This is a genomic window from Pseudomonas sp. (genome assembly GCF_051660785.1).
GTDB lineage: Bacteria > Pseudomonadota > Gammaproteobacteria > Pseudomonadales > Pseudomonadaceae > Aquipseudomonas.
Map to the genome: position 1 here is coordinate 185,079 of NZ_JBOFQE010000043.1, position 17,363 is coordinate 202,441.

The 17,363-nt window shown below is 57.7% G+C and carries 16 protein-coding genes and 1 pseudogene; 3 read left to right on the forward strand and 14 right to left on the reverse strand.

Going from position 1 to position 17,363, the window contains the following annotated elements:
* Positions 1 to 169: 169 nt before the first annotated feature.
* Positions 170 to 1,165: pseudogene (ilvA, locus tag ACRC4F_RS10610) on the forward strand (threonine ammonia-lyase, biosynthetic); the annotation flags it as partial.
* Between the two features lie 30 nt (positions 1,166 to 1,195).
* On the opposite strand, the gene eco reads toward ilvA, so the two are convergent.
* Positions 1,196 to 1,678: a serine protease inhibitor ecotin gene (eco, locus tag ACRC4F_RS10615; RefSeq protein ID WP_438659269.1), complete on the reverse strand. Its 483-nt coding sequence runs from the start codon at positions 1,676 to 1,678 to the stop codon at positions 1,196 to 1,198.
* Between the two features lie 378 nt (positions 1,679 to 2,056).
* Here eco and ACRC4F_RS10620 point away from each other — a divergent pair, with 378 nt between their 5' ends.
* Positions 2,057 to 2,326, forward strand: coding sequence for a DUF1652 domain-containing protein (locus tag ACRC4F_RS10620; protein ID WP_438659286.1), 270 nt, complete (start codon positions 2,057 to 2,059; stop codon positions 2,324 to 2,326).
* On the opposite strand, the gene ACRC4F_RS10625 is transcribed toward ACRC4F_RS10620, so the two are convergent.
* Together ACRC4F_RS10625 and ACRC4F_RS10630 are read right to left on the reverse strand one after the other, a co-directional pair.
* Complete coding sequence (locus tag ACRC4F_RS10625) at positions 2,323 to 2,718, reverse strand: hypothetical protein (protein WP_438659270.1); 396 nt, start codon at positions 2,716 to 2,718, stop codon at positions 2,323 to 2,325. The genes ACRC4F_RS10620 and ACRC4F_RS10625 overlap by 4 nt on opposite strands.
* Before the next feature lie 90 nt (positions 2,719 to 2,808).
* Complete coding sequence (locus ACRC4F_RS10630) at positions 2,809 to 3,075, reverse strand: DUF2790 domain-containing protein (RefSeq protein ID WP_438659271.1); 267 nt, start codon at positions 3,073 to 3,075, stop codon at positions 2,809 to 2,811.
* A gap of 507 nt (positions 3,076 to 3,582) precedes the next feature.
* On the opposite strand from ACRC4F_RS10630, the gene ACRC4F_RS10635 reads away from it, so the two are divergent.
* On the forward strand, positions 3,583 to 3,879 hold the full coding sequence (locus ACRC4F_RS10635) for a hypothetical protein (RefSeq protein WP_438659272.1): 297 nt from the start codon (positions 3,583 to 3,585) through the stop codon (positions 3,877 to 3,879).
* Between the two features lie 54 nt (positions 3,880 to 3,933).
* Here the strand turns inward: ACRC4F_RS10635 and ACRC4F_RS10640 are convergent, their stop codons facing one another.
* The 11 genes from ACRC4F_RS10640 to ACRC4F_RS10690 all read right to left on the reverse strand — a co-directional run bounded on the left by ACRC4F_RS10640 (position 3,934) and on the right by ACRC4F_RS10690 (position 17,046).
* The gene (locus ACRC4F_RS10640; RefSeq protein ID WP_438659273.1) at positions 3,934 to 4,491 is read right to left on the reverse strand and encodes a hypothetical protein; all 558 of its coding nucleotides are present in this window, start codon (positions 4,489 to 4,491) and stop codon (positions 3,934 to 3,936) included.
* A gap of 156 nt (positions 4,492 to 4,647) precedes the next feature.
* A complete protein-coding gene (locus tag ACRC4F_RS10645; RefSeq protein ID WP_438659274.1) occupies positions 4,648 to 5,181 on the reverse strand; it encodes a hypothetical protein in 534 nt (177 codons plus the stop codon).
* Positions 5,178 to 5,738 carry a transglycosylase SLT domain-containing protein gene (locus ACRC4F_RS10650; protein WP_438659275.1) on the reverse strand — a complete coding sequence of 187 codons (561 nt, stop codon included), beginning with the start codon at positions 5,736 to 5,738 and terminating at the stop codon, positions 5,178 to 5,180. The genes ACRC4F_RS10645 and ACRC4F_RS10650 overlap by 4 nt, the downstream gene beginning before the upstream one ends.
* Position 5,739: 1 nt before the next feature.
* Positions 5,740 to 7,935 carry a type VI secretion system tip protein TssI/VgrG gene (gene tssI, locus ACRC4F_RS10655; RefSeq protein WP_438659276.1) on the reverse strand — a complete coding sequence of 732 codons (2,196 nt, stop codon included), beginning with the start codon at positions 7,933 to 7,935 and terminating at the stop codon, positions 5,740 to 5,742.
* Between the two features lie 370 nt (positions 7,936 to 8,305).
* Positions 8,306 to 9,250, reverse strand: coding sequence for a carbohydrate kinase family protein (locus ACRC4F_RS10660; RefSeq protein ID WP_438659277.1), 945 nt, complete (start codon positions 9,248 to 9,250; stop codon positions 8,306 to 8,308).
* A 13-nt stretch (positions 9,251 to 9,263) separates the two neighbouring features.
* Positions 9,264 to 10,760, reverse strand: a complete 1,497-nt coding sequence (gene xylB, locus ACRC4F_RS10665; RefSeq protein WP_438659278.1) for a xylulokinase — start codon at positions 10,758 to 10,760, stop codon at positions 9,264 to 9,266.
* Positions 10,761 to 10,991: 231 nt separating this feature from the next.
* Positions 10,992 to 12,473, reverse strand: a complete 1,482-nt coding sequence (locus ACRC4F_RS10670) for a mannitol dehydrogenase family protein (RefSeq protein ID WP_438659279.1) — start codon at positions 12,471 to 12,473, stop codon at positions 10,992 to 10,994.
* A 14-nt stretch (positions 12,474 to 12,487) separates the two neighbouring features.
* Positions 12,488 to 13,591: an ABC transporter ATP-binding protein gene (locus tag ACRC4F_RS10675; protein ID WP_438659280.1), complete on the reverse strand. Its 1,104-nt coding sequence runs from the start codon at positions 13,589 to 13,591 to the stop codon at positions 12,488 to 12,490.
* A 196-nt stretch (positions 13,592 to 13,787) separates the two neighbouring features.
* Positions 13,788 to 14,618 carry a carbohydrate ABC transporter permease gene (locus tag ACRC4F_RS10680; RefSeq protein WP_007936731.1) on the reverse strand — a complete coding sequence of 277 codons (831 nt, stop codon included), beginning with the start codon at positions 14,616 to 14,618 and terminating at the stop codon, positions 13,788 to 13,790.
* A gap of 10 nt (positions 14,619 to 14,628) precedes the next feature.
* Positions 14,629 to 15,555 carry a carbohydrate ABC transporter permease gene (locus ACRC4F_RS10685; protein WP_214383230.1) on the reverse strand — a complete coding sequence of 309 codons (927 nt, stop codon included), beginning with the start codon at positions 15,553 to 15,555 and terminating at the stop codon, positions 14,629 to 14,631.
* Positions 15,556 to 15,735: 180 nt separating this feature from the next.
* A complete protein-coding gene (locus tag ACRC4F_RS10690) occupies positions 15,736 to 17,046 on the reverse strand; it encodes an ABC transporter substrate-binding protein (protein WP_438659281.1) in 1,311 nt (436 codons plus the stop codon).
* Positions 17,047 to 17,363 lie beyond the last annotated feature (317 nt).

The window sequence follows — 17,363 nt, forward strand, 5'->3', positions numbered from 1 at the left end:
GCCCGGCTAATTTCCAGCCATGACTTCCACCGTATTGCGCTGCCAGCCAAGCATTATTACCGCCATTCCTTATCTGGCGGGCTAGCTCACGACTGCAGCACCCAACCCGCCCTAGAGGCGGGTTTTTACTTTCTGTCTCCCGGGCCCCGATAAATGTCAGGAGACGACCATGAGCAGCACCCCCGCCCAGCAGGCTTTGCTTGAGCACTACGTGAAAAAGATCCTCGCCGCGCCGGTGTATGAACTGGCCGTGCGCACGCCGTTGCAACCCGCATCCGCGCTGTCAGAAGCCTTGCGCAACCGGATCCTGCTCAAGCGCGAAGACTTGCAGCCGACCTTTTCATTCAAGATCCGTGGCGCGTACAACAAGCTGGTGCAATTGAGTGACGAGCAAAAAGCTCGCGGCGTGATCACGGCTTCAGCGGGCAATCACGCCCAAGGCGTGGCGTTGGCGGCGCGTGAATTGGGGATCGTCGCCACCATCGTCATGCCCCGCACGACGCCGGAATTGAAGGTGCACGGGGTGCGCAGTCGCGGTGCTGACGCGGTGTTGCACGGCGAGAGTTTCCCGTTCGCCCTTGACTACGCACTGCGCCTGGCCGAGCAAACCGGTCGCACCTTCGTTTCCCCGTTCGACGACCCGGACGTGATCGCGGGGCAGGGCACCGTGGCCATGGAGATTCTTCGCCAGCATCAAGGTCCGCTGGACGCTATCTTCGTCCCGGTGGGCGGTGGAGGCCTCATCGCCGGCATCGCCGCATACGTCAAATACCTGCGCCCGGAAGTGCGCATCGTTGGCGTCGAGTCAGAACATTCCGCTTGTCTGTACGCCGCATTACAGTCAGGCGAGCGGGTAGTGCTGCCTAACGTGGGAACGTTCGCCGATGGCGTGGCAGTAGCGCAGATCGGTGCCTGTGGATTTGAAGTGTGTCGGTTTTGCGTCGATGAGGTGTTGACCGTCAGCAACGACGAACTGTGCGCTGCGATCAAGAACATCTACGACGATACCCGCTCGATCACCGAACCTTCCGGTGCCTTGGCGGTGGCCGGAATCAAGAAGTACATCGCCGAAACCGGCACCCGTGGTCAGACCCTGGTAGCGATCGACTCGGGCGCCAATATCAACTTTGACAGTCTGCGACATGTCGCCGAGCGCGCCGCGTTGAGTGGCGTCCCGGCATGAGTGAGGAACTGTTTATTCTTGAACGGCTTTCTCGACCTTGCTCGACGCCGACCAGATCCGATAACGGACTTCGATGTCCTTGGGTACGTAGAGCACGATCGGCAACTTGCTGTTGTAACGAAGCATGAAACCGTCGCCGACAACCGGCACGAACTCATTTTTGCGCTGGCCGTCGGGGCAGGCCATCATTGTGCTCATTGGGCCGATGACTTTTTCCAGGCGGTAAAAAGGGTAGCCCCAACCTTCAAGGTTTTTTTCTTCGAGGATACCGCCCAGGCGTTGGCGATTGCAGTCCACGGTCAGGGTCTTGCCGGCCAACACCTCAACCTGGAAGTTTCCTTCCTGCGGTTGCGGCGCAACATGAATGACTTGGCGGATAAACCCGTTCTCAGGCTTGGGAAACGGCGCGACCTCGTCGAGTTTCGCTGCGTGGGCGACGCCCGACACGCCGCAAACAATCAGCCCGACGGTAGTGATAAAGGTCAAAGAACCCATGATGCCTCCTTGCGTGTATGTGGGGTAAGCGGATACTCGAAAGAGTGGACGCATTCTTATCGCCGTCAACCGCCAATGCAAATTCGCTCGGGGACGAGTGCAAATTGCAGGGCTTAAGCGAGCCTTTCTTGCAAATTGCATGAGGCCGTTTAGAGGCAAATTCATTAAATCATTGATTTGCCGATGAACTGCACGGCGAAATTTTCGGCATGTTTTATGCTCAATCAGATCTTAAGTTGACCGGGGACATTTTCGAGTCAGCTCTGAACTAGAAAGCGGTCTGGTGTTTGAAACGTGGAAGCCCCGCAAAAGGAAGAAAAGCGGGAGATTTCAGCCCCGACTGACGTTGATTATTTTGGCTATCTCAGGAGGGTCGCCATGTTTCTTTCTGCCTTGGAACTTCGCAATATCGTTGAAAGCAGTTTTCTGCCAAAACGCTGCCAGTGCACGCTGTCGCCGGACCTGTCGATGACCGTGAAGGTGTATTCGAACCGTGAAACCGATCACCTCGATCTGATGGTGACCGGGATCAATGCCAAGCACTTGAACGGATGCCGTGAAATCAACGACCTGATTGCAGGTCTTCGCTCTGAGATGCAGCATCGGGAAGATAATCAGACACTGCACCCCGACAAGAAAGCGCTTTAACCAGCAGTTTCGAGTTCTGCTGACACGCGCCGGGTCTGGACGAACCCCAGTCCCAGCGCCGACTCGACCATCACCGCCAGCAAAATGCCTGGTCCGGCATGGCCATTGAGCCATTCGCCGAAACCGAGTGCTGCCAGCCCGAAACACCCAACCGTAAACCCGGTGCTTAGCGCGTTGCGGGTTCCGGACGGCGCTTCATTTCGTACCAGATAAAACATCACGGCCAACGCTGCGAACAGCACCGCACTGCGCCGCGCGACAAACCCTGCCGCAGACGAATACTCAATACTCCAGATCGCCAACAACCGGTCCGGCATCAGACCCCAGACCAGGGCCAGCAAAACACACAGCAGGGAAGTGAAGGTCGACAGGGTGCGAAACGAGAACTGCATAGCGAATCCTTGCGGCAGTGAGGGAGGCGCCAAAGCATAGCGCCTGAGCCCTCACAGGAGTACCGCAAAGTGCAAAATCAGAACTTTCCGTCAGTTTTGATAACTGCAGGCGTCAGAAAGCTTCCGATAGCTGATTTCTTCAGGTTTGCCTGACGTATCGATGTACTTCATGTCGGCCGTGATCACTTTGCAATCCAGCGTCTTCGGCTCGGTCAGGGCGACCACCTTGCCGATATTCAAAGGCATGCCGTAGTGATAGGGCACGGCTTGCGAGGACGACGTGTCGTTGGCCTGCGCAAGACCGGTAAACGCGGTGCAGGCGAGGGCGGAAGTGATCAGCAGCGTGCGGATGTTCATGTGACGATCTCCAGTGCAGACGTAGAGTCAGCTCGACGGATTGGGCGTCGAACCTGCCGCACTGGGCGTCAGAAGAACCTGAGGGCGTGCGGTCCAGTAAAGTTTTGGACCGCGGGGTTAACGTTTGGTTAACCCGGCTGAACGCCGCCTGTCGCGGGGCGTTTCTGTCAGAGGTTTCATGTGGGAAACGATCTACGGGATCTTCGGCTGGGTCCTACAAGGTCAGACGCCTTGTCGACTTTCGCCTGATGGGGTGCGGCGTTTACTGTTTGGGCTCGCTGCAAAATCAGCGGACAGGTTTGGTCACCTGATGACACCGCACATATATGTGCCCTCATTCGCGCTGCGGACTTCTACGTCCTCGTAGTGCGCTGTAATGGTGGCTGTGTGCGGGACGCCTTCGGGCGAGCCGATTGGGTGTTGTCGGTTGACCAAGCCTGCACACAGCCGCCTCCCACCGTTTGGTCACGGTGCTGGCGATTACTAATTAATACCCGAGTAATTACTATGCCAACGCTAAACCCGTTTCCTGATCGATATCGTTCAATCAACAGCAGCGTTACCGATTCAAGTCCTTTGGTGATCGACACCGAAGCCAATCCCCAAGACATTCTCGAAGCCGCCCTACAGCGGGTCCGGGCCTCCAGTCAGCTACTTGAAACCCTACATTGCCAATGCTTCAAGCACGGCGACGTTCAAGATATCCCGCACATTACCCACGCGCTTTACCTGCTGACTCAGGACGGTTCTGATCTGTTGCAAGTGGCTCAGCAGCGGATGATGGGATGGAAGGCGCCTGCCTGACGTCTGAAAATCACAAACAATCCAGGGCCCGTCGGTGCTGGATTTTTTAACGTTTCACGGTTTGGAGGTGTCGAGCTCTATTAATCTGTCACCGTCTGAACTTGAGATTACGGGAAGTTCGTCTAACTCCAAAAAAGCCCCGTTTCTCCCATAGCTCAAATATTTGTGCGAGCTTTCATTGCACGTATTCTCAAAAATCACTTGAGCTCCCTGTGCAGAGATTCTTACCCATCGAGGGCGATTTCTTTCGGCGAAGTTAATTCGCTCTATGTGTCCATCACCTGAATCGAAATAAAACAAAACACCCTGCAGAAAGTTTGAGCTGAACTCGCCGGAAACCACCAGTACGTTTAGATTTTGTTGGTCGGACGCACATTGCCATTTCACATTTCCGCCTCGCGATGCTTCTGCATCCTCATACATGAAGCTGGCTTTTTGGGCGTGGCGAACTTTGTAGATATAGGTGTCGACTATTGGTGATCCGCGTAGCAGCGAAATCGTATTTTTTGGACCTTCTAATTCGCAATCGATCACCGTGCTCAAATGAGGTTGAACAGCAAGCGCCTGAATGCAAAAAGTAAAAAGACCGATGCCAAAAATAAAGGCTCTCATTTGACCATGTCTCTTAATATTTGCATCGAATTGGGAGCTGCGCGAAGCTTCTCAGAGGCTTGCTTGATTTTGCGTCGACAAAATGCCCGCATCAATCAACACCTGCACCCAGTCTGCTTGGCGCAGAGCATCAAGCGTGATGTCCGAATTTGATGTCTACTTGAGGCGTACGACCTTGAATCCACGGCCATTAGGTATGACGTCACTGCCGACAGCCTCGTCCGGCTGACCTTTGCCTGACACATAGTCATAAACCAAAAACTTCGTAGACACTTCATTCCCGATATTTGGAATGATCAGTCGCATCTGCTGCTGTCCCAGGTAGAGATAACGGGGCAGGGCTTTCTCGGCAAAATCGATTCGCTCGATTGAATGGGTGGCCGGATTTTTGCGTAGAACGACGCCCTTCAAATACGGAGAGCCGTAGCTCATGACAAATATCAAGCTCGAGGACGCGCACTTAGCCATGACGACTTCCCCGACAAAATCGGAGTCAGGCATGTCGGTGAAAGCAATTTGTGTTTTTTTATCGACGTTGACTTTTAATCGCTGGCCTTCAGCGTCTGTCTCGGCCAGTAAAGATACGCTTGTCCCGTCAGACAAGGGGCAGTTGAGAATAGACTTGCTTTGTCCCGCATAGGCGGTAGGCCCTGACAATGCGGCGATTAAAAAAAACCATGCTTTGTTCACTTTAAGTTGTCCCTAAGCACTTGCATTGAATCAGGCTTGGCCGCGAGCTTTGCTGCGCACGCACTTATTTTTTTATAATAAACGCCGTTGGAAAGGCCGCGATATTTTTTATAGGCTTCCTCGATTGAGCTGGAAATATCTATCCAGTACTGCATGTACTCAGTACCTATTTGAATATTCTTGGCTTCATCGAAAAGAGCGCCGCTTTTGTAAAAAGCCTCGCCATCAGCGAAAGCCTTTTTTGTCAGAGGGTCGCTCGGCATATGACCAAGTTCTTTCTTTTTTCGATATTTGTAAACTTGCTGTACTCCCTCCAGCTGCATCTGCAGCAGACCACGAGCATTATGGCCCGCGCCAGCTTTTGCATCGAAGCGCGACTCCATATAAATCTGGCATATGACAGTGTTTGTATCGATCGTTGACTTGTTATTGGCTTCAACAAGCGCACTGATTTCCTTCAGGCGCTTACTATCATCGACCATGACTAAGGCTGGTTTTTTGTCAGCTGCCGGAGTCAACGCTTTTTGACTTGTGGTCAGAGGTTTTTGTTTGGGCATATCAAGCATCCCATCCTGGGTTGATTGGGGGAATGTCGTCATAAATCTCAACTACAGCCATTTCTGCTTCTGTACTTTTGATTTTTGCCGTTCTACCTTCATCGTTGGTGCGTCCCGTGAGGCTTTTACCGGAAGACGTTTTGATCACATAAGGGAAATTTTTCAACGGCAAACCTGAGGTTTGATCAGTAATCAAAAAATCCAGATCGTGATCCGTTTTCTCCGGGACTATTTTTCGCTCTAAAAGTTGGCCGGCACTAGCGATTGCAGCAGCGAGCGGAATCGAAGGGATTAACGCTTGTATACCTGAACCCGCCCCGGGCGAGCCCCCGGTATTCACCTTCACCTCAGCCCCACTGATCGTCACACCCCCCGCATCCACCTTGACGAAACTCCCGCCAGCCTTGGCCGTCAGTTCCATCCCGCCTTCCATCACCACCTTCTCACCAGCGTGGTAATGAATCTCCTGACCCGCCTCGACAAACTGCGCTGTCCCCACTTTCACATGCTGGGTCACCGCCACCGTCAGGTGATCATCCGCCCGCGCCTCAGTCTTGCGATCAAGTTGCGTAATCCGATGTTCTTCAACCATGAACTCGCTGAACACATTGGCCTCGACCGTGTCATGGCGTTCATTGCCGATGCGGATTTTCTGGTCGTGCTCGATGTTTTCATCCCAGTCGCGCTGGGCGTGCAGGTAGATCTGTTCTGCTCCTTTCTTGTCTTCGATGCGGAACTCGTTGTAACCCTTGCCGCCCGGTGAGCTGAGGGTTTTGAAGGTGCTGCGGGTCTTGTTCGCCGGCAGGTCGTAGGGGACGACGTTTTCCTTGTGGAACAGGCAGCCGGTGATCAGCGGTTGGTCGGGGTCGCCTTCGAGGAAGGTGACGAGCACTTCCATACCGACGCGTGGAATGGCGATGCCGCCGTAGGCACTGCCGGCCCAGCCGGTGGCGACGCGTAGCCAGCAACTGGTGTTGTCGTTGGCCTGGCCGTCGCGGTCCCAGTGGAATTGCACTTTGACGCGACCGTATTCGTCGCAGTGGATTTCTTCGCCCGGCGGGCCGGTGACGATGGCGGTCTGGCTGCCCAGGACTTTCGGTTTCGGGTGTTCGAGGGCAGGGCGGAAGTGCGCGTCCCACGGGGTGGCGAGGAAGGTGTTGCGGTAGCCCTGATGGAAATCGTCTTTGTTGTGGGTGACGTCGCTGGTGACGTTTTTGCCGAGCACTTGCGGCTGCTTGCCTTCGTGCACCACTTCGAGCAACAGCCAGAGGTCGTTCCACTCGGCGCGCGGGTGTTCGCTCAGGGCCATGAAGTGGCCGCTGACCAGGGTGGGCTCGTCGCCTTTGCCTTCGGCCAGTTGGTAATCGCTGCGATGGCGTTCCAGCGCGCGGGTCGCCAGTTGTTTACCGCGTGCACGGTCGGTGAAGCGGCCGGGGTAGTCGTAGTCTTCGAGGTCCGGCGTGAAGGTGTTCTTGGCGGCGCCTTCGGGCAGGATGCTCGGTTTCTCGAAGTCGTAGTCGCGGCGGCTGACGCGAGAAGTACGGGTTTCCAGGCGCAGATTGAAGCGCTTGATTACCGGTTTCGTGGCAGCCATGCCGGAGTCTTGCTGGTAGGCCACGGGGGCGAGTTTGCGGAACACCGTCTGGTCATCGCCGAAGACGAGTTTGTGGCCGCTGGCGCTGTGCTGGAAGTGGAAGTGAATGCCTTCCTCTTCACACAGGCGCTGGATGAAGTGCAGGTCGGATTCGTCGTACTGCACGCAGTAATCGCGCTCGGGGTAGATCGCGCCAAGCTGGAAACTGTAGGCGTCAGCCAGAATGCCGCGCGCCTCCAGTACCTGGGCGATGATCTTCGGCACACTTAGATGCTGGAAGATCTGCTGGTCATGGTTGTGGCGCAGGTAGGCGAGTTGCGGCACCAGGCTGATGCTGTAGCGCGTCAGGCTTTTACCGGAGTCGCCTTGCTCGATGCGATAGACCAGACCGTGGATGATGCCCTTGCCGGTGGCGCCGAAAGTCAGGCAGCCAGGCTTGTGCAGCAATTCTTCGAGTTTCAGGTCGGGGCGGGCGCTGACCAGTTCGATGTCGAAACAGAACGGCTGATTGAGGGTTTCGCGACCGACGAAGCTGAGCACTTGCAGGTCAACGGAAACGCCTTCCAGCGTCAGGGAAATATGGGTTGCGTTCGCGTCCAGCATGCCTTTAATTCCGTCCTTTGAATAAGCTGGTGCGGATGGTGCAGCATTAAACCGCCCCGTTCAAGGCGCAAATGGCGTATGGGTGGATGCCTTGCGGCATCGGGAAAACCCTTAGAAACAGGGTTTCGGCCAATGATTGCGGGGGATGCTTCGTCATCTGTTCCTGAACATGACAGCGACATACCTTTACTGCGATGCGCAATCGACGTCTTTTCGGACTTTCGGTGGTGTGACCGTTGGATTGGCGGCGTGTGTTAGACCGCCATCGCGAGCAGGCTCACTCCCACAATGGATCGTTGTCATTCACAGTACCTGTGTACACCGCAGATCAACTGTGGGAGCGAGCCTGCTCGCGATGAGGCCATCCGCTTCAGCGCATTTCCAACTGCTGCCGATACGGCAAATCCGGCCCGGTCTTGCTGCACGTTAGCGCCGCTGCTTGTACCGCAAACCTCAACATCCCGTCGATTTGCCCGCGCTCAAGCGATTGCACACCCTCAACTGAATCCAGCACCTGCTCCGTCAACCAGGTAATCAACGCCGCCTGGAACGTATCGCCCGCGCCCACGGTGTCGGCGATTTTCACCGAGCAGGCTGGCACTGACCACGATCCATGAGTGCGGCTGAACACCGTCGCCCCCTCGCCACCACGGGTCAAAAACACCAACTGACAGCGATGCTGCAGCCAGCGTTCAATCACTCGTTGCGGATCCTGCTCGGGGTACAACAGGCTCAAATCCTCGTCGCTAACCTTGATCAGGTCCGCCAGCTCAACCAGCGTCGCAATCCGCGAACGCCACAAATCGATGTTCGGCTCAGGATTGAGTCGCACATTCGGATCAAGGCTGATCAAGCGTTTACCGCTTTCCCGCTGTACCAACGCCAGCAGCGTGTCGGCAATCGGCTGCACCACCAGGGAAAACGAGCCGATGTGCAAACCGCGCACTTCAGGCCCCAGCTCAGGCAAGTGCTCAGGTTTGAGCTGGCGATCCGCGCAACCTTCGCCGCGAAAGCTGTAGTGCGGCGAGCCATTGGCACCGACGGCGACCATCGCCAGCGTGGTCGGTGCGGCGAAATCCACCAGATAGTCGGAACGCACGCCCTCATCTGAAAGCACCTGCTGCAAACGCCGGCCAAGGTAGTCGGTTGACAATCCGGCAAACAACGCCGACTCGACACCCAACCGGCGCAAGCCGACTGCCACGTTGAACGGCGAACCGCCGGCAATTGCCTTGAAATTCACTTTTGAAGCCAGGCCGCTGGCGTCGTCTTCACTGAAAAAATCGAACAGCGCTTCGCCACACACCAGATACATAATTGTTCGCTCTTTAAAGGGTTGCAACATGCTGTTGATAGCGTTCATAGGCCTGCTGACAGGCCGCCACATTGTCGGCAATCGGCAAGGTTTCACTGGCCGGATCGAGCTTTACGCAGCGCTCGCAAAGGTCCGCCAGACTGTCCTCGTGGCCGTTTGCCCAGGACGTGCACCACGCCGCCTGAATCGCCGCGCCGAGGGCCGCGGCTTCGCTTTGTTCGGTGCAAATGACCGGGGTGTTCATGATGTCGGCGACGATCTGGCGCCACACCGCGCTTTTCGAGCCGCCGCCGATCAGGCAGATGCTGCGGCTTTGTAAGCCATTCTGGCGCAGCAGGTCCAGCCCATAACGCAAACCGAAGGTCGTGCCTTCCACCACCGCGCGGCACAGGTTGGCCTGGGTCAGGTTGGTCATATTCAACCCCAGCAGGCTGCCGGTGGCGTGGGGCAGGGCGGGGACGCGCTCGCCGTTGAGGAACGGCAGCATGCACACGCCTTCGGCGCCGATGGGCGCTTGCGCGACCAAGTCGTTGAACTGCTCGATATCGAGGTCGAACAGCTCACGGATGACCCCCGTGGCGTTGGTCAGGTTCATGGTGCAGATCAGCGGCAGCCAGCCGCCGATGGAAGAACAGAAGGTCGCGACCGATGCATCCGGGCTGACCTTCGGCTGGTCGGAATAGGCGTACACCGTTCCCGAAGAACCGAGGCTCATGGTGATCGCGCCGGGCTTGATGTTGCCGGTGCCGATGGCGCCCATCATGTTGTCGCCGCCCCCGCTGGAGACCCGCGCCTGAGGGTTGATGCCCAGGTGTTCGGCGATGCCGGGAAGGATCGTGCCGACCGCTTGATGTGCTTCGATCAACTCCGGCAACGCGGCTTGCAGGCGTCCGCTGGAGTCGATGTGGCGCAGCAGCTGCAAATCCCACTGGCGGCTGCGCACGTTGAAATAGCCAGTGCCGGACGCGTCGCCATACTCGCTGCAACTGCGGCCGGTGAGCCAGTAGTTGAGGTAGTCGTGGGGCAGGAGGATGCGGGCGATTCGAGCGAATATTTCAGGGTGCTGTTCTTTGGTCCAGAGCAGTTTGGAAACGGTGTAACCCGGTGCGATGACCACGCCGAGGCGCTCCAGCGAACCCTTTTCGCCGCCGAGGTGGGCCAGCAGACGGTCGTTTTCCGGGGTGGATTCGGTGTCGCACCACAATTTCGCCGGGCGCAGCACCTGGCCCTGATCATCGAGCAGAACCAGGCCGTGTTGCTGGCCGGATACACCGATGCCGAGGATGTCTTGACCGTCGACCTTCGCCGCGAGCAATGCGCGGCGGGTGGCAAGCGCGAAGGCCTCCAGCCATTGGGCGGTGTCTTGCTCGCGGCGGCCATTGGCGCCACTGATCAGGCTGTGCGCGGCGGCACCCTGGCCCAGCACCTGACCGCTGACGGCGTCGAGGATGATGGCTTTGGTGCCTTGGGTGCCGCAGTCGATGCCGAGGAATAGTTGTTGGTTTGTCATGGGCGGTCCTGCTGGTTTGTAACATTAATCTGAAGACCACCCCTCACCCCAGCCCTCTCCCCAGTGGGGAGAGGGGGAAAGGGGGCCGATCTCGATTGTTTTCTAAACCTGAGTACTACTGAAATTTCAGGTCGCAGTATTCCGAATAATCAACTCGGTCAGTCCCCTCTACCCCTTGGGGCGGTCCGACGTTTCGGGAGGGTTAGGGTGAGGGGTGGTTCCCCCTGACACTCAACTAACATCCGCAAGCACCCGCTCCAGCGTCCGCGTCACACCCACATCCCGCAAGCTGTTACAGCACCATTCAAACGCCGCCACAAAATCCGGCGAGCGCGGAATCGCAGTCCCGAAAATCTCCTCGACTTCCAGCAATCGCTGGGTAATCAACACATCATCCGCCACCAGGGCCTGGCAGAACGTCGCCCGCGGATCGGGAATCGAATAGGTGTCCCCATTCTCATCCACCCCCTTCAAATACAACGCCCAGGCCGCGACCACCAATGCGGCACGCTTGGTCTCCTGTCCATCGGCAATCAAGCGATTGATCGTCGGAATGGTGAACTTGGGAAACTTCGACGACCCGTCCGAACACACACGCTCCAGCTGATCGGCAATCGCCTGGTTGGAGAAACGCGCGACCAGCGTGTTCTTGTACTCCGCCAGATCAATCCCCGGCACGGGCGACAGCTGCGGGGTGACATCCAGGTCCATATAGGCACGCATGTACCGCACAAACAGCGGGTCATTCATGGTCTCGTGGACAAAGCGATAACCCTTCAGGAACCCCAGGTACGTCAGGGCCAGATGACTGCCGTTGAGCAGTTTGATCTTCATCTCTTCATACGGCGTGACGTCGTCAGTGAACTGCACGCCAACCTTTTCCCAGGCCGGACGCCCGTTGACGAACTTGTCTTCCAGCACCCATTGCACAAACGGTTCGCAGACCACTGGCCAGGCATCGTCGACCGCGTGTTTGTCAGCCAGTTGCAGGCGATGTTCGGTGCTGGTCATCGGCGTGATGCGATCGACCATGGCGTTGGGAAAGCTGACGTTGCTGTCGATCCAGTCGCGCAGACCGGCATCGCGCAAAGCGGCGAAGGCCAACAAGGCTTTACGGGTGACCGCGCCGTTGTGCGGCAGGTTATCGCACGACATCAAGGTGAAGGCTGGCGTGCCGGCGGCGCGACGTTTGGCCAGTGCGGCGCAGAGAAAGCCAAACACGGTTTTCGGTGCGTCCGGGTTTGCCAGGTCGTGCTGGATCTGTGGCAGGTGGGCCATGAACTCGCCGTTGCTGTCGTCGATGCAGTAACCGCCTTCGGTGATGGTCAGCGAGACGATGCGGATCTCGGGGCTGGCGAGCTTGTCGATCAATGCCGCCGCGCCGTCTTCGGCCAGCAGCATGTCGCGGATGGCGCCGATGACCCGCACTTCGGTGTCGTCGGTGTCACCCAACTCGAACAGGGTGAACAGGTAATCCTGCTCTTTCAGATCGTCCCGGGCACGGCGGTCTTCGGCACGCAGGCCGACCCCGCAGATCGCCCAGTCCAGGCCTTCGCCGGTGTTCATCAAGGCGTCGGTGTAATACGCCTGATGGGCGCGGTGAAAACCGCCGACGCCGATGTGGGCAATGCCGTGGCGTGTATCGCTCAGGGCGTAGGCGGGCAGGCTCACCTCAGGGGCGAGGTGATGCAGATTCTGTTTGTTGAGTTTCATCGCAAGTTCTCGAATCAGGCCGCTGCGCGCAACGGGCGGGTTAGCGCCACGCCGTCGGCATCGAATAAATGGCAGTGTTCGGCGTCCAGGTGCAGGCTCAAGGCTTCGCCGTAACGGCTGGCCAGGTCGCCACGAACGCGCATGGTCAGCGCTTCCCCGGAAGCGGTCACGACGTGGCAGAAAGTGTCGCTGCCGAGGCGTTCACTGACGTCGGCGGTGACCTGCAAGGTGCAGTCGCCGGTTTGCGCCAGTTCCAGATGTTCCGGTCGAATGCCCAGGGTCACCGCGCTGCCGACGCTCAAACTGGCGCCGGTCAGCGGCAAGGTGATACGGGTGCCGGCGTCCAGCAGGACTTCACAGCTTTGGCCCTCGACGCGGGTGACTTTACCTTTGAGGAAGCCCATTTTCGGCGTACCGAGGAACCCGGCGACAAACAGATTGGCCGGCTGGTGGTACAAGTCCAGCGGCGAGCCGACTTGCTCGATTTTGCCGCCGTTGAGGACGACCACTTTGTCGGCCATGGTCATCGCTTCGACCTGATCGTGGGTCACGTAAATCATCGTCGCTTGCAGGTCTTTGTGCAGGCGCAACAATTCCAGGCGCATCTGCACCCGCAGCGCGGCGTCGAGGTTGGACAGCGGTTCGTCGAACAGGAAAATTTTCGGGTTGCGCACGATGGCGCGGCCGATGGCCACCCGTTGACGCTGTCCGCCGGACAGTTGCTTGGGTTTGCGCTCCAGCATCGGCCCCAGCTCAAGGATGCGCGCCGCTTCGCCGACTTTCTTTTCCACTTCGGCTTTCGGCACACCGGCGAGGTCGAGGGCGAACGACATGTTTTTGCGCACGCTCATGTGCGGGTACAGGGCGTAGGTCTGAAACACCATCGCCAGGTCGCGCTTGGCCGGGCTGACTTCGGTGATATCGCGGCCATCGAGCTCGATGGTGCCGCCGCTGACTTCTTCGAGCCCGGCGATCAGGCGTAGCAGGGTGGATTTGCCGCAGCCTGACGGGCCGACGAAAACCACGAATTCCTTGTCGTTCACTTCCAGGTCGATGCCTTTGATGATGGAAAAGCCTTCGAAGCCTTTTTGCAGATTCTTGATTTTCAGGTTGGCCATGATGATGGGCCTCCGCTTGTTGTTATTCAGTTGAGCCGGGTGGGCATTTTTGTGCCTGCAATTTCAGGCTCAACACTGATCCCTGTGGGAGCGAGCCTGCTCGCGATGGCGGCTTCACATTCAACAAAGATGCTGACTGATCTACCGCTATCGCGAGCAGGCTCGCTCCCAGTGGATCGCGTTGGGTTGGCGATCTTCATTTCACGGCGCCAAACGACAGGCCGCGGACCAATTGTTTCTGGCTGATCCAGCCGAAGATCAGGATCGGCGCACAAGCCAGGGTCGACACCGCCGACAACTTGGCCCAGAACAACCCTTCGGGGCTTGAGTACGAAGCAATCAACGCGGTCAGTGGCGCGGCTTTGGACGAGGTCAGGTTCAGCGACCAGAACGCCTCGTTCCAGCACAGGATCAGCGACAGCAATACTGTGGAAGCCAGGCCGCCCTTGGCGATCGGCAGCAGCACCCGGACCATTTCCTGCCACAGCGTGGCGCCGTCGAGGCGCGCGGCTTCGAGGATGTCCTTGGGAATGTCCTTGAAGTAGGTGTAAATCATCCAGACCACGATCGGCAGGTTGATCAGCGTGTAGATCACGATCAGCGCGATGCGCGTGTCGAGCAGGCCAAAGCTCTTGGCCAGCAGGTAGATCGGCATCAGCACGCCCACCGGCGGCAGCATCTTGGTCGAGAGCATCCACAGCAAAGTGCCTTTGGTGCGCTGAGTTTCGTAGAACGCCATCGAATACGCCGCCGGCACCGCGATCAGCAGACACAGGGCCGTGGCACTGAACGAAATCACCACCGAGTTCCAGGCGAAGCTGAAGTAATCGCTGCGCTCGTTGATGTGCAGGTAGTTCTCCAGCGTCGGTGTGAAGATGAACTGCGGCGGCGTGGCGAAGGCATCGATTTCGGTTTTGAAACTGGTCAACACCATCCAGAAAATCGGGAAGAAAATCAGGATCGCGATGGCCCAGGCCAGGGTGCCGAGCAGCAGGCTTTGCAGACGGCGGGATTGTTGAAGGGTCATGGCGCAGGCCTCAGGCTTTGTCTGTCAGGTTTTTGCCGATCATGCGCACCAGCACGATGGCCGCGATGTTGGCGATCACCACCGCGATCAACCCGCCGGCGGAGGCCATGCCGACGTCGAACTGCACCAGCGCCTGGTTGTAGATCAGGTACGCAAGGTTGGTCGAGGCGTAGCCGGGGCCGCCGTTGGTGGTGGTGAAGATTTCAGCGAACACCGAGAGCAGGAAGATGGTTTCAATCATCACCACCACCGCAATCGGCCGCGCCAGGTGCGGCAGGGTCAGGTGCCAGAAGATGGCGACAGGACCGGCACCATCGAGACGCGCGGCTTCTTTTTGTTCCTGGTCGAGGGACTGCATGGCGGTCATCAAAATCAGGATCGCGAAGGGCAGCCATTGCCAGGACACAATGATGATGATCGACAGCAGTGGGTAGTGCGCCAGCCAGTCCACCGGTTGCGCGCCGAACAGCTTCCAGACGTAGGCGAGGATTCCGGACACCGGGTGGAAAATCAGGTTCTTCCAGATCAAGGCACCGACGGTGGGCATGATGAAAAACGGCGAGATCAGCATCACCCGCACGATGCCGCGACCGAGGAATTCACTGGCCTCGAGCAAGGCGCTGATCAACACGCCCAGCACCACGCTGATCAGCAGCACGCTGCCCACCAGCAACAGGGTGTTGGTGGCGCCGGGCATGAAGCCGGAGTCCGTCAGGAAATAGGTGAAGTTCTCAAGTCCCACGAACTCGTTTTCACCGGGATTGAGCAGGTTGTAGCGGATCATCGAGAAGTACAGCGTCATGCCCAGCGGCACGATCATCCACAGTAGCAACAACGCCACCGAGGGGCTGACCAGAAACCAGCCGGGATTGGCCAGCCGGCTTTTACGCACCGGTTGGGGAATGTCCATATGAGCTTTGGCAGTTGAAATATTCATGGCGTTAAAACCGATTGGGAACAGACAAATGAAGATCTAACTGTGGGAACGGGCTTGTGTGGCGAGGGAGCTTGCTCCCGCTGGGTTGCGAAGCGACCCTAAAAGCTTTGCGACTGCTTCGCAGCCGAGCGGGAGCAAGCTCCCTCGCCACACAAGCGGTTCCCACAATGAAATGGCGGGTTACTTGGGATAACCCGCGCGCTTCATTTCACGTTCGGTGGTTTGCTGGGCGGCAGCCAAGGCCTGATCGACCGTGGTCTGACCGATCAGCGCCGCCGAGAACGACTTGCCCACCTGAGTGCCAATCCCCTGGAACTCGGGAATGGTCACCAGTTGAATGCCGATGTAAGGCACCGGTTTGAGCGTCGGCTTGCTCGGGTCTGCCGCTTTCAGCGATTCAAGCGTGACCTTGGCAAACGGCGCGGCGCTCATGTAAGCCTCGCTGTAAGTCGAGGCCCGAGTGCCGGGCGGCACGTTGGCGATGCCGTCTTTTTCTGCGACCAGCGCACCGTATTCCTTGGACGTGGCCCAGGCACTGAAGGTTTTCGCCGCGTCCTTCGCCTTGGAACTGGTCGGGATCGCCAGGGCCCAGGAATAGAGCCAGGCTGAACCTTTATCGGTGGTCTCATGCGGCGCATAAGTGAAGCCGACGTGCTCGCTGACCTTGCTTTGGGTCTTGTCGGTGACGAAGGAACCGGCGACGCTGGCATCCACCCAGATCGCGCATTTGCCGCTGTTGAACAGCGCCAGGTTTTCGTTGAAGCCGTTGCTGGAAGCCCCCGGCGGGCCGGACTTCTTCATCGTGTCGACGTAGAAGTTCAGGGCGTTTTTCCACTCGGGGCCGGTGAATTCCGGCTTCCATTGCTCATCAAACCAGCGCGCACCGTAGGCATTGGCGACGGTGGTGATCAGGGCCATGTTCTCGCCCCAGCCGGCCTTGCCACGCAGGCAGATACCGTACTGTTCTTTGTCCTTGTTGGTCAGTTTGCTGGCGAATTCGCCGATCTGGGTCCAGGTCGGATGCTCGGGCATGGTCAGCCCGGCGTCCTTGAACAAATCGGTGCGGTAATAAGTGATGGAGCTTTCCGCGTAAAACGGCAGGGCGTAGAGCGAACCCTTGACCGAAAGACCTTCACGTACTGAAGGGAATACATCATCGAGGGCGTAGGTGGCCGGCAAATCCTTCATCGGCTCCAGCCAGCCCTTGGCCCCCCAGAGTGCGGCTTCGTACATGCCGATGGTCAGCACGTCGAACTGCCCGCCCTGGGTCGCGATGTCGGTGGTCAGGCGTTGGCGCAGGACGTTTTCTTCCAGCACCACCCAATTGAGCTTGATGTCCGGGTGCTCGGCCTCGAAGGTTTTCGAGAGCTTTTGCATGCGGATCATGTCGCTGTTGTTGACGGTGGCGATGGTCAGGGTTTGAGCGCCGAAGCTGACGCTGCTGAGGGTCATGCAGGTGAAGGCAAGCAGAGCTTTTACAGAAGGTTGCATCGAGCACTCCTTTTCTGCACCCGACGGGGACAGAAGGACAGTTATTGTTTTTGTGTCTTCCTGCTGAGGGAAGAATGTGCACTGATTACAGCCTTCAATCGAGGAAGAGACAAATCATCCGTCGCACTTGAATCGATACTATTTTGCACTGGGTTTGCAGCGAGGAGGCGTAGGAAGGGGCTCCCAGTGTTAGCTGGACATCGGATATGTATAGGTTTCAGGTCGCAAATACAGACTTGTGGGAGCGGGCTTGCCCGCGATAGCGTCGGCACATTCAACATTTATGTGCCAGACAGATTGCTATCGCGGGCAAGCCC